16 protein-coding genes are annotated in these 15611 nt (G+C 51.2%); 7 read left to right on the top strand and 9 right to left on the bottom strand.

Annotated features, from left to right (window positions below):
* The first annotated feature begins 17 nt into the window (after positions 1 to 17).
* Complete coding sequence (locus ACO0LC_RS20075) at positions 18 to 395, top strand: hypothetical protein (protein WP_423006362.1); 378 nt, start codon at positions 18 to 20, stop codon at positions 393 to 395.
* A 60-nt stretch (positions 396 to 455) separates the two neighbouring features.
* On the opposite strand, the gene ACO0LC_RS20080 is transcribed toward ACO0LC_RS20075, so the two are convergent.
* The 5 genes from ACO0LC_RS20080 to ACO0LC_RS20100 form a co-directional block, all read right to left on the bottom strand.
* A complete protein-coding gene (locus ACO0LC_RS20080) occupies positions 456 to 1007 on the bottom strand; it encodes a DUF5071 domain-containing protein (RefSeq protein ID WP_423006364.1) in 552 nt (183 codons plus the stop codon).
* A gap of 84 nt (positions 1008 to 1091) precedes the next feature.
* Positions 1092 to 1739, bottom strand: a complete 648-nt coding sequence (gene aroQ, locus ACO0LC_RS20085) for a gamma subclass chorismate mutase AroQ (RefSeq protein ID WP_423006366.1) — start codon at positions 1737 to 1739, stop codon at positions 1092 to 1094.
* Between the two features lie 96 nt (positions 1740 to 1835).
* A complete protein-coding gene (locus ACO0LC_RS20090) occupies positions 1836 to 2495 on the bottom strand; it encodes a DUF2812 domain-containing protein (protein WP_423006368.1) in 660 nt (219 codons plus the stop codon).
* 54 nt (positions 2496 to 2549) lie between these two features.
* Positions 2550 to 3128, bottom strand: coding sequence for a DUF2812 domain-containing protein (locus ACO0LC_RS20095; RefSeq protein ID WP_423006370.1), 579 nt, complete (start codon positions 3126 to 3128; stop codon positions 2550 to 2552).
* Positions 3125 to 3466, bottom strand: a complete 342-nt coding sequence (locus tag ACO0LC_RS20100) for a PadR family transcriptional regulator (protein WP_423006372.1) — start codon at positions 3464 to 3466, stop codon at positions 3125 to 3127. The genes ACO0LC_RS20095 and ACO0LC_RS20100 overlap by 4 nt, the downstream gene beginning before the upstream one ends.
* 33 nt (positions 3467 to 3499) lie before the next feature.
* Here ACO0LC_RS20100 and ACO0LC_RS20105 point away from each other — a divergent pair, with 33 nt between their 5' ends.
* Entirely contained in the window at positions 3500 to 3748 is a 249-nt protein-coding gene (locus ACO0LC_RS20105; RefSeq protein ID WP_423006374.1) for a hypothetical protein, read from the top strand.
* A 35-nt stretch (positions 3749 to 3783) separates the two neighbouring features.
* On the opposite strand, the gene ACO0LC_RS20110 is transcribed toward ACO0LC_RS20105, so the two are convergent.
* Entirely contained in the window at positions 3784 to 5043 is a 1260-nt protein-coding gene (locus ACO0LC_RS20110; protein ID WP_423006376.1) for an MFS transporter, read from the bottom strand.
* Between the two features lie 94 nt (positions 5044 to 5137).
* On the opposite strand from ACO0LC_RS20110, the gene ACO0LC_RS20115 reads away from it, so the two are divergent.
* From ACO0LC_RS20115 to ACO0LC_RS20135, 5 genes are all read left to right on the top strand, one after another.
* Positions 5138 to 6106: a LysR family transcriptional regulator gene (locus tag ACO0LC_RS20115; RefSeq protein ID WP_423006379.1), complete on the top strand. Its 969-nt coding sequence runs from the start codon at positions 5138 to 5140 to the stop codon at positions 6104 to 6106.
* Between the two features lie 385 nt (positions 6107 to 6491).
* Entirely contained in the window at positions 6492 to 7595 is a 1104-nt protein-coding gene (locus ACO0LC_RS20120; protein ID WP_423006381.1) for a WD40/YVTN/BNR-like repeat-containing protein, read from the top strand.
* 12 nt (positions 7596 to 7607) lie between these two features.
* Positions 7608 to 8786 carry a WD40 repeat domain-containing protein gene (locus tag ACO0LC_RS20125; protein WP_423006383.1) on the top strand — a complete coding sequence of 393 codons (1179 nt, stop codon included), beginning with the start codon at positions 7608 to 7610 and terminating at the stop codon, positions 8784 to 8786.
* A gap of 159 nt (positions 8787 to 8945) precedes the next feature.
* Positions 8946 to 11120, top strand: coding sequence for a prolyl oligopeptidase family serine peptidase (locus ACO0LC_RS20130; protein WP_423006385.1), 2175 nt, complete (start codon positions 8946 to 8948; stop codon positions 11118 to 11120).
* Positions 11113 to 12132 carry an alpha/beta fold hydrolase gene (locus tag ACO0LC_RS20135; RefSeq protein ID WP_423006387.1) on the top strand — a complete coding sequence of 340 codons (1020 nt, stop codon included), beginning with the start codon at positions 11113 to 11115 and terminating at the stop codon, positions 12130 to 12132. Before ACO0LC_RS20130 ends, ACO0LC_RS20135 begins: the two co-directional genes overlap by 8 nt.
* Before the next feature lie 42 nt (positions 12133 to 12174).
* Here the strand turns inward: ACO0LC_RS20135 and ACO0LC_RS20140 are convergent, their stop codons facing one another.
* The 3 genes from ACO0LC_RS20140 to ACO0LC_RS20150 all read right to left on the bottom strand — a co-directional run bounded on the left by ACO0LC_RS20140 (position 12175) and on the right by ACO0LC_RS20150 (position 15249).
* Positions 12175 to 12486 (bottom strand): hypothetical protein, encoded by a 312-nt coding sequence (locus tag ACO0LC_RS20140; protein WP_423006389.1) that lies wholly within the window; start codon positions 12484 to 12486, stop codon positions 12175 to 12177.
* Positions 12487 to 12586: 100 nt separating this feature from the next.
* Complete coding sequence (locus tag ACO0LC_RS20145) at positions 12587 to 13021, bottom strand: hypothetical protein (protein WP_423006391.1); 435 nt, start codon at positions 13019 to 13021, stop codon at positions 12587 to 12589.
* 227 nt (positions 13022 to 13248) lie between these two features.
* The gene (locus ACO0LC_RS20150) at positions 13249 to 15249 is read right to left on the bottom strand and encodes a sulfatase-like hydrolase/transferase (protein ID WP_423006393.1); all 2001 of its coding nucleotides are present in this window, start codon (positions 15247 to 15249) and stop codon (positions 13249 to 13251) included.
* Between the last annotated feature and the right edge of the window lie 362 nt (positions 15250 to 15611).

Consider the following 15611-nt stretch of genomic DNA (forward strand, 5'->3'; position numbering starts at 1 on the left):
TATATAAGAGGCACAAGATGGCGTTTTTTGCAGATGTGTACGGTTTCATTGTTGTAAAAGGGAATAGCAGTATTCCCCTCGCATTGATAGAAGATATTTCTCTGACTACCCCAGGTTTTAAGCCTTGCTTTTCTGATAGCGTAAAAACTAGAAACGCGAGTTATATATCTTTTGCTAGTAGCGTAAAGATTGACGACGTTGAAGACGACTTGTGGTTAAGGCCTTTTGAATTATTGCTCAATCAAATAGATTTTCTGAGTGCTACCGTTCATATTGATCATGAAGAGACTCAAAATATGATGATGTACACTTACTTCAAAAATGGAGATATTAAGAAATTGAGCATTCAGTTATCAGAGCAGTGTCTTGAAGAAAGAACTCTTTCCTCAGTGTAGATTCATGCCAAGTGATTGATTGCTTGCAGTGCGTAGGGTGCGTTGCAACGCACCATTCAGTCATGCGCAAGTGAGATTGGCTTTCAGTACTTTTAGCTCAAGTAAAATTTCTTCAGCTCCGGCGATACTATGATCAAGCATCCAGTCGGGTGCTGACTTAGCTTTCAATTCTTTGAGCTCAGGTAAACGCTCTTCACATGTCTGGATATTGGTGTCGAGTATAAGGCTTAATGTTTTCTGATCCCAAATCCCGGCAGATATTCCAATATGTATCACGTCAACAGCAAGCCCATGCACCTTCACCAGTTGATCCAGCTCTGGTTTAAGTATATGGATATGTTCTGGTGCCAGTCTAGCCACGACATAGTCAAGGACACCACCTATCCATGAGTAATCGTTTAAACGCAATATTTTCTGAAGATGAGGGATGAGTGGATCGCCAACCGTAATCAGGAAGTCTGAAAGCGGTATGGCGATTGGGTAATTCATATCCCATAGCCATTCAAATAGGTCTTCCAGTATAGGTTCTGCTGCCACTGGGCCGGCAGCAATAAGTGCTTGCAATCGCTCATGGTCGTGCTTGTGTCTTGGACGCAGATTTTCAATGGACATGGTAAAGGCTTTCTTGAAATTTGAAAAATCCTGATAACGGTTTAGTATTCCTATACCTTCAAGCACGTGAGCGGTTATGCAAAGTTATTTTTCCTGAGTTACTTTGACCGGATTTACCAATGCTCCCAGGGCATATTGCCAGGCCGCCGCATACCCTTGAACTGTTTGTGATACACCCGCTTGCACACTCGCATTCATCACTGCCAACTCAACTGTCTGCTGACTATCTTTGCCTTGCAACACTGGCTGGGAAACGGCCAGGCTTGTTAGCAATTCTGTCGTCAACTTATCCAGCGCCGGACGTATATGCGTTTTGAGATCAGGTGGATTACTAAACGGTGCTTGCGACCTGCTTGTCCATTCCTTGAACAAGGCTGTCTGTATCATCTTGCCTGCAATAATCTGCGCAGCAAAAAAATCCTGCGCCAGCCTGGGTTCCAGACCATATTGCGGTGCCTGCTGCGCCAGCGCATCCAGTATCTGTTGTTCGCGCACAGGGTCGTCGATGGCGGCTTTGGTATTCCACTTATACATGGCCACATCTTGCGCCAGGTCCAGGCGTTGCTGCATCAGACTCAGCAGGCGTAGTAGTCTTGGGTCGCCGGCGTTTTGTGCTTGTGTCGGACAGGCCAGCGACCAGGCTGCGCAAGCGAGGGCGAGATAACAAAGCCAATGCTTGAACGTGGCCGGGCTTGTGTAAGTCAGATGAAGTCTGTCAGTATGACGTAGCATTATAAGTTTTCGATTGAAGGAATTTCTGGTTAAGTCAACGCCAATGTTTAAAAAATAGAATGTAAGTAAAACTTCCTTCATTTTGTAGGAGCGGCTTTAGCCGCGAGCATTGTGCCGTGTCGGCCATTCGCGGCTGAAGCCGCTCCTACAGAGGATAGTGAGTCGCTGCTTTACATAGACAATTACCGGTATCTCTTTTTTAGGCAAGCGCCATATGCGTAAGTAAATACGCAGACTGGTGTATGAAAAATACAGGCAGGCTGGTATGTAGATGCCGCAGATGACCAGATAAGCCAGCGGATGGTGATCCCATAGTCGCAGAGTAGGGATGGGATAGATGGCAATCGGAAATACCATCAAATTCCAGATGCACAACATTACCAGCAGTCGCTGATATTTGCTCCTTTTGGAGCGAGAGTCAGTATAGATTTCTGGCACTTTTCCTGGGATGATGGGCTTGCGCCAATATTGCCAGCCAGACGATGCCAGCACATGTTCCCAGCCTGCATCGATAATCAATTGCTGATAGTTGTTGTCTGGCTCCAGCGTTTTCAAGAAGTTCCAGTTCATATTGGAGATATAGTCAAGACGATAGGCGACCTGGGCAGGCTGGCCCTGGATAAAGCTGTAGACGCCGAATGCACTGCGCTCTTTTAAGTGCAAACCCTGGCTGGCCATGTCCTGCAACCATCGTTGTTCTTGCTCATCTTCCCATGACCAGAAGCATTTGAATTTTTTGATCAGTTGGCCGTTCATTTTTTCTCCATCGCTGCTTTGCAAGAGATTGTCGCTAAAGTGTTGATACAGTTGTTAACGAAGCTGCCTGATGCGCAAATAAATACGCGTCATGGAATAGGCCAGGTAAATGGCGATGGGCATCGCCATCCCATAGACGACAGCATATGCCAGTTTGCCATCGCCCAAAGTATGCAAGCTGGATTGTGGGAGACTGAGATGAACCAGCAAAAAACAAAACCAAAAAAAGAAACCCAGCATGCGTCGCTTGTATTTCATTTGTTTTGAAGCCGCGTCAGAATAAATTTCTGCTTGCCCCTCATGGCGTAGTTGTTTGAATGACTTGCGCCAGTATTGCCAGCCAGATGCCTGCAATACATGCTCCCAACCCGCATCGATGAGCATTTGATGATAGCTATCGTCAGGCTCTACCACACTGGCGATTTGCCATTTCATTGCAGGGACAAAATCAAGCCGATAAACGATTTGCGCGGGCTCGCCCTGGATGAAGGTGTAGACGCCAAACACATTGCGTTTCTTTAAATGCAAACCCTGGCTGGCCATTTTTTGTAGCCATTGCTGCTCTTGTTCATCTTCCCAGGACTGGAAGCATTTGAATTTTTTGACCAGGATTTCACTGACTTTTGCACTCACTTTGCCACTCCCATTTTTAATTTGGGCAGCGCGAACTGCGCGTTACGGAACATGATTTCAAGGCGGCGTATATGCTCGGCCAGCACCAGCCGGCCTTTGTCGCTGAGTTCATAGTATTTGCGCCGCTCTTCTTCCCTGACCTTGGCGATCAAGCCCTGTTTTTCCAGGGTCGCAAATGCGCCATACAGGGTGCCAGGGCCAATCACGACATTACCTTCGCTGATATCTTCGACTTTCTGCATGATGGCGTAACCATGCAGAGGTTCGGTTAACACTACCAGCACATAGAAAGTGGCTTCTGACAGCGGCAGATACTTTGAGTAATTGATTTCTTCCATCTGCGCCCCAGTTGATCATTACTTTTTATGGCAATGCCATATATCGATAAACGCTATATCGAGTATCGATATACTATCAGGCGGATTGTAGAAGTCAATAAAATTATTCGCTGCCGCGTGAGCGATGCTAGGTTGGCAAATTGCAGACTGCATTTGCCAGGCGAGCTTTATATTCTTGTGCAGAAGCCAGGAACAAAAAGAAAAAAGCCGATTGAGTCCTCGCTCAACCGGCTTTTTATTGAAGCTTTGTTCTCTTTAAATGAGGTCTTGCTCCTAAGCTGACTTACTTACTGAGGCATTGCACACACCATCTGACCTCACGCCTGCCCCAAAGGCAGCTTCCAAAACCTGACTGCCAGTGCCGCCAGCGCCGTGACTGTCGCCATGCTGGTGACACCTATCCAGCCCCATTGTGCCAGCAGGGCGCTGCCCAGGGTGGCACCGGCTGCCATGCCGATGAACATGCCGACAAACAAGACCGCATTGAGGCGGCTACGTGCTCCATTGTCTATGCCGTAGACGATGGTTTGATGGGCAATCAAAGTGCTTTGCACACCCAGATCAAACCCCACCGTACCTATGCCCAGCAACCACAATTGTGCCGTAGGCGGGAACCAGGGGCTGAGGTTCATGATGGCAAAAGATGCCGCCGTCAGGCCCGCACCCAGTTTGGTCACCAGTTCTGGCCCGCGCTTATCGGCCAGATGGCCAGCCAGTGGGGCCGCCAGTGCGCCGACTGCACCAGCCAGGCCAAAGGCACCGGCAGCAGCACTGCCCATGTGGAAAGGTTCAGCATGCAACATCACTGCCAGGGTAGACCAAAAACCGCTAAAACCCATCGCCAGCAAGCCTTGTGCCAAAGCGGCGCGACGCAGTTTGCCATGGCGGCGTACCAGGTCCAGCAGTGACGCCAGCAAGGCGCGGTAACTCATGGTTGTGGTTGGCACAAAATGCGGCAAGCCACGCCAGATCGCTACCGCGATCAGTGCAATACCCAGTGCTGCCAGCACAAACATGCTGCGCCAGCCAAATTGCTCGGCCACAAAGCCACTGACCACACGCGACATCAAGATGCCCATCAGCAAACCCGTCATGACCGTGCCCACCACTTTGCCGCGGCGTGATTCATGTGCCAGCGTGGCCGCAGCAGGGACAATGTCTTGCGCCATGGTGGCCGTCAAACCTATCGCCAGGCTGGCCATCAGCAAGATGCCCAGGCTGTGTGAAGATGCCATCGCCAGCAGGGCTGCCACCAGCAAACCCGCCTTGATGAGAATGATATTGCGCCTGTCATGCCGGTCGCCCAGCGGTGCCAGCAGCAAGATGCCCAGGGCATAACCGAGTTGTGTCAGGGTCGGCACATAGCCTATCTGTAGATTACTGACACCGATATCCTTTGCCAGTATGCCCAGCATGGGTTGGCTGTAATACAGTGAAGCCACCGACAAACCGGCCCCGGTAGCCAGTAGCAATACCAGCGGTGCCGAAGGTTGTTGATGGATAGCCGTGGCCTTGGCGGTGTTCATGCCAGCTTGCAAAGCCGCATTTTGGTCATGCGATTGGTGAATGGAAGACATGTTGCGATCCCTGTTATCTGATGTAACTCAGTCTACTGGGCCTCCAAATTAAACGGTAGTAGCAGCTAATGCAGATTTGTTATACATTAAACGTATGACCAAAGCCAAGCTTAAACATCCTGACCAGACTGCCACTGCATCCCTGATGACAGGGGCTGGTGACCGCATAGAATTGATGCAAACCTTCGTGCGCATCGTTGAGGCGGGCAATCTGTCGGCTGCTGCTGCCCAGTTGGGCACGACCCAGCCCACCGTCAGCCGCCGCCTGCAATCGCTGGAGCAATTTTTGGGGGTGCGGCTATTGAACCGTTCCACCCACAGCATGCGCCTGACGGCCGATGGCGAGCGTTGTTATGAACATGCCAGGAACTTGCTGGCAAACTGGGCCAGCTTTGAATCAGACTTGCGTGGCGTGACCGAAGAGCCAGAAGGACTGTTGCGTGTCGTCGCCCCCCATGCGTTTGGCCAGCAACGCCTGGTCAAACCGCTGGCTGACTATCTCAGACAGTATCCACATGTGAATGTAGAGTGGATGTTGCATGACGAGACTTCGCTGCAGGATTTTATCTCTGAGGGCATAGACTGCGCCATCCAGATAGGAGAGCTGACTGACAGCAACCTGGTTGCCATCAAACTGGCCGAAGTTCCGCGCATCGTCGTTGCCGCACCGTCCATACTGGCTGGCCGGCCCATGCCTCAGCAAGCCCTGGACCTAGCGGGTTTTCCCTGGCTATCCCTGCGCACTTTTTACCGCAACGAAGTATTCTTGCATCACTTGCAGACGGGCGAAATCCAGCGCCTGGCCTTTAGCCCGCGCATGAGCACCGACAACCTCTACGCCCTGCGCACCGCCACGCTGGAAGGCCTGGGCGTCGCCATCGGATCAACCTGGATACTGACCGACGATATCGCCGCAGGGCGGCTGGTGCAACTGGTGCCGCAATGGCAAGCCAAGCCCCTGCCTGTGAACCTGGTCTATCCCTATGCACGTTTTTATCCGGCGCGCCTGCGCAGATTTATAGAAGTGATACGGGCAGCAGTGCCGACGACCTTGCATGGTTGATGGCGAACGACAATTGATATGCGATGCTGTCAAGGGATAAGGCAAGAGGGGAGCTTTGCAATGCACCGCTTTTTACATGCATAGGCACGATGGGTACAATAAACAGAAGATATAGGCATTGATGTCATCAAGATTGTTTGTCTTTTGTGCCAGCACATGAAGCAGAATTACTGTTGCAGCATGCCTAAAACGCTGTGTTTTACGGCAAGCCACTTAACTGGTAGCCGCTGCCTTAGTCAGTGAAGCCCTGCCTGTCACGCATCTGTACCTATGGCACAAGATGGTTGATATGAAATTTATTTTGTTACAATCCCTGCTTCCCTATTTTCTTAGGCTTGTTTGTATGACCAACGGGCCTGGTTCTGACTCCCTTTTTTAGCCCCACATGATGAAACTTCAAAACGCAGCAATCCTTGCTCTCGCTCTTCTCTTATCTGCCTGCGGTGGTGGTAGTGGTAGTGGTGGCGGCAGTTCTACAAATACTGCTACTAGCGGGACTGGTAATAGCGCAGGGCCAGACACGCAACAAGCTTGCACCAACAAGTTTGGACGCACCTGGACCGAAGTCGATGCCGTTAAAAAAAATATACCAAGCTTTGATAGAGTCATTTACGGTAATGGTCTTTTTTTAGGAACCGGCCATAAGACAGCCGTGAGCAGGGATGGCGAAAACTGGAATGACGTTTCGTCCTCCCTCATGCCGGGGCAATATTTACCTATTTTTGCCGCGGGGAAATTCTTCATGGTGGGACAAGCGTACGCGCTCACAACTCAAACGGTGATAACTCAAATGGTGATCGTCAGCTCATCAGATGGCATCCATTGGGACAATACTATACTTGCCGATAGTACCAAGCCGTCTGCATCGACAGTACCCATCTTTGAACCATACGGGTTTTCCTACGGTAATGGCAGATTTGTTGCTGTGGGTAGTGACGGTAAAATTATCTGGAGCGCTGATGGAAAAAATTGGAATCCGGCAGCAAATATCGCTGATTTCAAAGTCTATGTATTTGGCTGGAGTGCATTTGTTAACGGGAAATTCTATGCTAGTGGTAGCACTGACAACACCATCTATGTCAGTAGTGATGGCAATAACTGGCAAATGCAAAAAATCATCACGGATGCAGATACTACTCGGCCTATAGGTCTAACGGGCATGCAGTATGTTAACGGTCAGTATATTGCTTCAGATTCTGCTGGCAGCCTGATGTACAGTAAGGACAGCATTACCTGGAAAACCATCTTGAAGGGACGTCATTCAGACAACGTTAACGGCAATGCTATCGTGACTGGTGCGGGTCAATTAATGGTGGCCGACATTGCATCCTCCTTTACCAATGACGGCGACTATATCTTGTACAGTTGTGATGGCATGAACTGGGAAAAAACAAAAGTCCCTAATGGTACTTTCAGTTACTCTATAGCCATAGGGGATGATGCTGCGGTGATAACTACAGGGCCGAAGCATTACTTTTCCAAGTATTAAACTGTATAAAATTTGAGCAAATACCAAACTGGCTTTGTGTTTGATATAAAACCTGACACGATCAATACCATGCGAAATCGCCACCTGACAGACTCTGAAAACGCTAAAACCTGGAGCAGCTTTTGTGAGGGGGCGAATGTTCGTGTAAGCAGCGGTGCTACAGGCAAAGAAAAAGTAAACAACAAGCCGCAAGACACGCCTGCGGCTGCCCTGGCATGGGCAGAGAAAGAAGAATGGTCCAGGATCAAGAAAGGTTTTGTACTGGATCAGCTAGATGCACAGGCGGGTGAGCCACGCATGCACCGCCTGCGCAGCAAGGCATACACAGGCGCATTGCCGATTGCGGATGTAGCAGGGCAATTGCTATGCAATAGTTTTGACGACACCCGACCAGGTGACCGTTTGTATTTACTTGATGCCTCGGGCCAGCAAACTGCCTTGCCAGACTTGCCCCTGCAACGCATGGCCTGGAAGGCGATTTATTTACCAGCCTTGCAGCGCTTGCTGATCAAGGCCGACCATCAGGTCTTGTCGTGGGTAAAAGGCGATACTGCCTACACGGTCTTGAGTGCACCCAACCAGCACCCGGTCAGCTGTCTGGATGCACAAGGCAGCCTTGCTGTCTGGTATGCTGAACCTAATCTGGTGGTAACGGACCTGCATTCAGGCCAGCAGCTTTTGGAACTTACTTTACCCTATGAATTGTATTGTGGCCATACTCCACAAATGGAGGCGGCCTTATCACCTGATGGTGCCACCCTGGCCTATTGCGCACGCGCAACTGAGATAGTCTTGCTGGAGATCGCCACAGGCGCAGTGCGTGTCACTATCGCGGGTGACTTCAAGATGATCAAGCTGCTCAAATACTCAGCCGATGGTCGCTACCTGATTGCAGAAACCGCCTATGGTAATACCAGTCATCTGTGCTTCGACGTACAGAACATGGCTTTGCGCCCGGGCTGGCCAGCGTCCAGCTTTGACGGCAGGACCACAATAGCCTTGTCCCCCGACGGCAAACTCTGTGCCATTGCCAACGGTAACAAGATGCAGATCTATGACTTCATCACGCTGGAATGCAAATTGCACTTCAGGATAGAGCACATCATCAAGCGCTGCAGCATAGGATGGGTAGGGCAATACCTGGGTGTACAAACCGACTATGGCTGCGCAAGTTTGTATGCGCTGGGCTGATAGTTCAGGACCTTGACTGCTGTCGCAAACCCCTGCCTGCGAGCGTCGTTTTTCAGTAGCGTGGCGCGGTAGTTTTGCAATGGATATTGTCAGCGTCTCCTTATTGCCCCTATACTCGCTGACACCATTTCCCATCCTTCTCCTGAGAGGAAGTCGCAGATGATCAGCCGTCGCAGATTTACCTTGTCCTTGTCCGCATTTGCTCTCTCGCCACTCAGCGCAGCAGTGCAGGCAGCTTCCAGAAAACCTGCTGTGTCGTTGCGCCCGCCGCTGGCGCGGGAAGAGCTAGTCACCGACACCTTGTGGGGCAAGGCCATCGTTGACCCTTACCGCTGGATGGAACAAAAACCCGATAGCGCAGAATTTATCACTTACCTGCAAGCCCAGAGTACATTTGCGCGGCAGAGACTGGACAAGTTGCCAGGCCGGCGCGCCATAGAGGCAGTGCTGCAACGCTATAGCGCAGCGACGACCGATGTGCAATTGCGCCAGGTCACCAGCACGCAGCTTATTTTTGCGCGCCGTGCCCCAGGGCAACAGGTGCCCAAGGTGTATGCACGTCCGCATGCGGGTGGGGCAGAGCGCCTGTTGATCGATCCTGAGGCAGGCAAAAAAACTGACGCCCGAACCGGGGTACCCAAACGTGTCACCGGTGTGCTGATGTCGCCTGACAACAAGCACCTGGCCTACACCATCGATAACGGTGGAGATGAGATACGTGAATTGCATGTACTGAGTTTGGAGAGCGGCAAGGATCAACTGATCACCAAATTGAATGGCTTGCCGACCAGTTGGTTAGCTGATTCCAGTGGCTTGTTTTATTCACGCCTGCGGGAAGGCGCAGTCAAGGGCAAAGTCGATTTTTCATTTGATACTGCAAACTGGTTGCACAGGATAGATAAAGACCCGGCGCAAGACAGTTTGGCCCTGCGCTGGAATGACGGCCCGGCCATGGGCCAGACTGAGCGTGAAATGCCCCTGGTGCTGGCAAATGTCGCCAGTGATTGGGCACTGGGTGCCATCTACAGCAATGGCGAATGGCCAGCTTATGGCATGGTGGCACGCGTCGCAGAATTGGCTGTGGGCAAACCCAAGTGGACGGCAGTGTTTGACAGAGACGATATCGCAGTACACGCAGTGACAGCAGGCGATGATGTCTATGTTCTTGCCAAAGGCAAGTCTGAGCGCGGCGAAGTGTTTAAAGTCAGCGCCCGTGATCCAGACAAAAGCAAACGTGAGGTCGTAGTCCCTCAGGGGGAGTATGTCATTGATAGTCTGAGTCTGGCTAAAGATGGGTTATATATCCATGAGTTGCGCGGTCAGGTTGGTGCCTTACGGCGCTACAGCTTTGCCACGGGCAAGGTCGAATATGTCAAACTGCCAGTGACAGGCGCAGTATGGGAAGTTAAATGCGACCCCGCAGTAGAGGGTGCCTGGTTTGGCATGGATGACCTGACCTGGTCAGCGCGGACCATGCACACCGGCACTGACTTGCTGGCCAAAGATACAGAGCTGACACCCAAAGCCCCCTACAGTACGGCTTCCTTCCTGACCACGCGCCAGGATGCCAGGGCGCGTGATGGCACTGGTGTACCGATAGAAATACTGCATAAAGATAATACCAAGCTAAACGGCAAGAACCCCTTGCTGATCATTGCCTATGGCGCTTATGGCATCGTGCTGGACCCCGGTTTCCAGGGGGCTATGCTGGCTTTTCTGGAGCAGGGCGGCGTGATTGTTTATGCCCATGTACGCGGTGGTGGCGAGAAGGGCGAAAACTGGCACATTGCCGGCCAGAAAGCCAATAAGCCCAATACCTGGCGCGACGCCATCGACGTGGCAGAAGCCATGATCAAGGCTGGCTGGACATCACGCGGCAAAATTGCACTATGGGGTACATCAGCTGGCGGCATCATGGTGGGCCGCGCCATTACCGAGTGCCCGGAACTGTTTGCCGTTGCCATAGGCGATGTCGGCGTGTTTAATACCCTGCGTTTTGAACTCACCTCCAACGGCCCCGGCAATGATGAAGAGTTTGGTACAGTCAAGAAAGAAGATGAATTCCACGCCCTGCTGGAGATGGACAGCTTCCATCATATACGCCCGGAGATTCATTACCCGGCCTGCCTGTTCATTACCGGCGCCAATGACCCCAGGGTAGAACCCTGGCAAGTCGCCAAGATGGCGGCCCGCCTGCAAAAAAATGATGATACAAAACGCCCGGTCCTGATGCGGGTGGATTATGAGTCAGGCCATTCAGCGACGACCAAAAAAAGCGGCATAGCCAAGAACCTGGATATATTCGCCTTTATCCTGGCTTATACGCATGGCTGAGGCAGGTGTCGCACGTGTTGTCAACGCTGGCATCTTCATTTCTTTTACTGCTATCTTGCTGGCAGGCTGCGCGGTGGCGGGCAAGTCTGCGCCAGCAGAGGCAGCTTATACGGCAGAGTCCACCTATCAAAAACTGATTGGCAGCTACCCGTTTATCCAGATCGCCAGGCAGACCCTGCCTGCCAATGTAAAACTACTGCGTGACCTGCCCTATGTCAGCCGTGAAGGCAAAGATTTGCAGCTGGATTTATACTCGCCTGTAGCGAGCCGCGTGACAGGTCCGACTGCAAGATCCGCAATCGTCTTGGTGCATGGCGGTGGCTGGCGCTCAGGCACGCGCGATAACCTTGGCGCGCTGGCCATACGTCTGGCAGAACGGGGTTATGTATGCGCTGCCATCAGCTATCGTTTGTCTGCCGAGGCGCGTTATCCGGCCGCTATCCATGATGTCAAGGCAGCGGTGCGCTGGTTGCGTAGCCAGGCCCTGCTTTACCATATCAAGCCAGATCAAATTGCTGTTGCTGGCGGCTCAGCAGGCGGGCAGATCGCCGCCCTGGTCGGCGTGACCAATGACATGGAGAAGTTTGACCTGGCTGTATCCAGCACCGTGCCCAGCGCTGTACAAGCTGTCATCAATATCGATGGTCTGTCAGACTTCACGTCAGAAGAAGCACGCAAATACGAAGACGACCCCAGCAAGAAACCATCTGCGGCAGGTGCCTGGCTGGGAGGCAGCTATGCAGAAAAAACTGCACTCTGGAAAGAGGCGTCACCACTTACGCATGTCAGCAAAGACACACCTCCTTTTTTATTCATTAGCAGCGCACAAAAACGCTTTAGCCTGGGGCGGGACGAAATGATGGAAAGAATGACGGCGCTGGGTATAAAGACCAAGGCCGTGCATTTGCCCAATACCCCGCATAGTTTCTGGCTATTTGATCCCTGGCTGGGGCCGACAGTGGATGCGATAGATGAATTTTTGAGCGCGGTGTTCGTGCGCGGGCAAGGATAGTCATATCGATAAGTTGCGTCATGACGCAACTTACAAAAATCTCTATGCCTTGCTGTGAATATCAATCTTCTTCAATTTTACCCAGGCAAGAAATTCATCGGGGTCTTTTGGTGTTACCAGCATTTTTCGTTCAGACCAGCCCAACCTGGTTTCTATCAAAAAGCTGCGTGCCAGTAAAGGCTTGCTGGTTCCACCCGCATTCTGTGTTGCTGATTCCTGATTTATTTCGACCACTGATTTGATGTCTTCCACTTTCAGCGATTTGAATGTCCACTTTCCAAAAAGAACAAAGCGAATAGCTTGGGGATCGAGGGCTATGTGGATAAGCCAGGAAAACGGGTTGATTGGTTTCATGATGGTATTCCAAAACGATAGATCAGGGGCAATAAGCCTGACTTTAACATGCGTGATCGTGTCTGGAAATTTTATCTGTGGAAGATATCAAAAGCCAGGCTCATGGCATGATATTCACCTTATTGTTTGCTGATGCTTTTCTTATGAAAATGAGGATAATCGTGGTTAGTGCCACCAGTGGAACCATGAGAACAAATAAAACGAAATTGATTGAAGAAACACCTCTTTCTGGCGGTAAGAGAAAGTTGAAAAACCTTGCAATGGCACCAGTCACTGCAATAAAGCGCAAATTCGACCCATAGAAGCCCATAAAAACTCCCCAGGCAATAGAGGCGGGAAAAATTTCTCTTGCCTGTTTTCTGAGTGCAAAGGCAAGTAGTATGAAGCCAGCTATCGTCATTAAAATCAAGGTGACAGGTGTCTCTATCAGTTCATTTCCAAATTTTTGGATTGCATCCAAAAACGATAAATTCTTAGCCCCATACTCAGGATGAATTTTTCTGATGAAGATGGCGATGCAGATTTCTGAGTGCATTGCCGATGGCGGTACATGCGCAGGACAGGAATAAAAATTTAAAAAATACGAATATGGTTTTCATGAAAAGCTTTTTTTACGGGCATATGGCGGTGCGCATGGCGCACCCTGCAGAATATGCTCATTCAATAGCGATGATGATATCCGTGGTAGGGTGCGCCATGCGCACCGGTTTTTCGTGCACTGAAATAGGATGAGGGCGTATTGCACGCCCTCATCAAACTATCTCAGGTCGGCGCCTGACCATCTGCAACTGTCCCCATCTCCTGCATGTTTTGCGGTGTATAACCGGCTTTGAGCAAGGCCTGGTTCAAGGCCTTGCGCAGGTATTGCAAATCAATTTCTGTGCGTGCCAGGTTCAGGCCCAGTTCAACGATCTGCCCTGAACGCAGTATCGGTGCGCCTGTGCTTTTGTCCCATTGCAGCAGGTTGTGGTTTTCATTTGGATCAGCGTCGAGATTATACAATTCCCATTGCGTGTTCGCAGGATTTTGCGGTTCCCAGTAACGCACCAGTTTCCAGGGTTTTTCAAAGTAGGATTGTATATGATTGGGTTGCACCACCGGGCCAGATGCCGTTAAGGGCTGTTCTTCCGTAGGCTTGCCAGTGGGGCTGGTCAGGCGTTCTGTGATGTCCACATACCACTGGTATTTGTCGGGCAGGTAATTGGTATCCAATGGGGCAGTGATATTGTCATCGCTGACAAACAGCACGCCCTTGCGCTCGCTGGTCTGCACATCACCGCGTATGACAGGAGCCAGGTCTTCACCAGCCAGGGGTTTGACATCATGGCCCTGGATGAACTTGGCCAACGCCTGTCTGTCGTTCTGGTCATAGCCAGCCAGGCCCAGCAAGGTGGGCACCCAGTCTACATGGGTGGTATGGCATTGCACCGTGCGCATGCCCTTGTCGCCATTCACCAGCGGCGAAGAAATAATGGCCGGGATGTGGATGGCTTCCTGGTAAGCGCCACACCATTTTTCTATCTGGCCACCATGGGCACCCGCCAGCTCGCCATGGTCAGAGGTGAACACGACGATGGTGTTTTGGTCCAGGCCGCTTTCATACAGGCGCTCAAGGATGGTGCTGACTTCGATATTCACCAGGTATTGCAGATAAAGATAAAACGCCAGGTAGTTGCGATACCAGTCCTCGGCATTGCTTTGCATCTTGAACGGATAAGGTGAGGGCACAACGGCATGCTGGCCACGCAACGTCGTCAAGGCCAGTTGGAACTTGTAGGAATAATCGTACTGGCAATCTGGCTTGCTCGATAAATCACCACGCCAGTTGGCCGGCAGCTTGACTTCACCCAGCTTGAAACCACCCGGGTTCAGCGGCACGCGGTAGGTGGCATTGAATTGATTGGGTGCCTTGCCATACACCGGTGGCTGGCTCATCGTACCCTTCACCGGCGCACCAAAGGGCGCGATGATATCGCCCAGAGTCGGCGCTGTGGCCGGAGTTTCCACTGCTGGTTGCCAGGGGAAGGGATAAGCGCCTATATCATGCGGATTGACAAACGATGCCACCGCCAGCCAGGGCCTGGCCTTGAAACTGGCATTGGTGGGGTTATTGCTGTTGATGATATTTTCCTCCACCCCCAGCCCCTTGCGGCGCAAGAACGTGGTGACCAGGTCGGTATAGCTTTTGTCGCGATACACGCCCAGGTTGGGTGTGCCAAAGCGCTGGTCAGAAGGTATGGAATATTCCCAGTCGCCAAAGCCCCAGTCTTCCAGACTGCCTGTGGGTGGGTTAGACAAATCCCAGCGCCCGAAATAATGCGTTTCATAACCTGCCGCACGGAACCAGTCACCCATGGTAGGCACACCATCTTGAGGCAGCCACGGAAAGGCTGGATCAGTATCCACTTTGAACATGCCCTCGGTCTGTGTCACGCCGCTGTGCGCACTGTACTGCCCCGTCATGATGGTGGCACGGCCAGGCACGCAGGCGATGCTGGAACAAGTATGATTTTGCAGCGATACACCATGCTCACGCAGTTTGACAAAGCCGGGGAACAATTCTGCATACGGATTATCCCGCAAGTCCCCCTCTTCAAAGCGCAAGATCTGGTACAGCGGCTCCAGCGGATCATAAGAATACCTGGGCGGATAACGCATCTGGTCGACCATGATGAAGAGAATATTGGGTCTGGCAGCTGCGGTGCTGGTGGTTGAATTACTGGAATTGCTGGAATTATTGGCATTAGGGCTTGCGGTGCTCATGATCGTCCTTTTGGTAAGGGGTAGAACATCGAGAGAAATACAGCAAGGCAAGGGCATACATTGTTGCCTTGCATGGGGTATCTAATTATTAATTTTAATGCAACTTGTCGAAAAAACAAAGTTGTATGTGCATAGGCAGAAAACAGCTGTTGTTGCGTTTAACTCTCATCTTTCTGCCGATATCGTTCTGGATCTCAACATGACCTGGGACGTCGCCCTCAGCAGTCCGCAAATTCAATATGCAAAACCCCCTTTGATTGGCTTTCATGCCTCAGGCTGGAGAGGCTAAGCCCTTAACTAATCGAGCATAGTGCATAAATGAGCGACTTTCATGCGGGCGCGCGATTGTATCAAATGAGCAA

Source organism: Undibacterium sp. JH2W (assembly GCF_049340425.1).
Lineage (GTDB): Bacteria > Pseudomonadota > Gammaproteobacteria > Burkholderiales > Burkholderiaceae_D > Undibacterium.

Excerpts from the sequence above, each read along its gene's own strand:
- ACO0LC_RS20145 (WP_423006391.1), bottom strand. The coding sequence starts at position 13,021 with ATGCACTCAGAAATCTGCATCGCCATCTTCATCAGAAAAATTCATCCT.
- ACO0LC_RS20105 (WP_423006374.1), top strand. The coding sequence starts at position 3,500 with ATGCCATATATCGATAAACGCTATATCGAGTATCGATATACTATCAGG.
- aroQ (WP_423006366.1), bottom strand. The coding sequence starts at position 1,739 with ATGCTACGTCATACTGACAGACTTCATCTGACTTACACAAGCCCGGCC.
- ACO0LC_RS20110 (WP_423006376.1), bottom strand. The coding sequence starts at position 5,043 with ATGTCTTCCATTCACCAATCGCATGACCAAAATGCGGCTTTGCAAGCT.
- ACO0LC_RS20090 (WP_423006368.1), bottom strand. The coding sequence starts at position 2,495 with ATGAACGGCCAACTGATCAAAAAATTCAAATGCTTCTGGTCATGGGAA.
- ACO0LC_RS20135 (WP_423006387.1), top strand. The coding sequence starts at position 11,113 with ATGGCTGAGGCAGGTGTCGCACGTGTTGTCAACGCTGGCATCTTCATT.
- ACO0LC_RS20120 (WP_423006381.1), top strand. The coding sequence starts at position 6,492 with ATGATGAAACTTCAAAACGCAGCAATCCTTGCTCTCGCTCTTCTCTTA.
- ACO0LC_RS20115 (WP_423006379.1), top strand. The coding sequence starts at position 5,138 with ATGACCAAAGCCAAGCTTAAACATCCTGACCAGACTGCCACTGCATCC.
- ACO0LC_RS20140 (WP_423006389.1), bottom strand. The coding sequence starts at position 12,486 with ATGAAACCAATCAACCCGTTTTCCTGGCTTATCCACATAGCCCTCGAT.
- ACO0LC_RS20100 (WP_423006372.1), bottom strand. The coding sequence starts at position 3,466 with ATGGAAGAAATCAATTACTCAAAGTATCTGCCGCTGTCAGAAGCCACT.
- ACO0LC_RS20150 (WP_423006393.1), bottom strand. The coding sequence starts at position 15,249 with ATGAGCACCGCAAGCCCTAATGCCAATAATTCCAGCAATTCCAGTAAT.
- ACO0LC_RS20075 (WP_423006362.1), top strand. The coding sequence starts at position 18 with ATGGCGTTTTTTGCAGATGTGTACGGTTTCATTGTTGTAAAAGGGAAT.
- ACO0LC_RS20130 (WP_423006385.1), top strand. The coding sequence starts at position 8,946 with ATGATCAGCCGTCGCAGATTTACCTTGTCCTTGTCCGCATTTGCTCTC.
- ACO0LC_RS20080 (WP_423006364.1), bottom strand. The coding sequence starts at position 1,007 with ATGTCCATTGAAAATCTGCGTCCAAGACACAAGCACGACCATGAGCGA.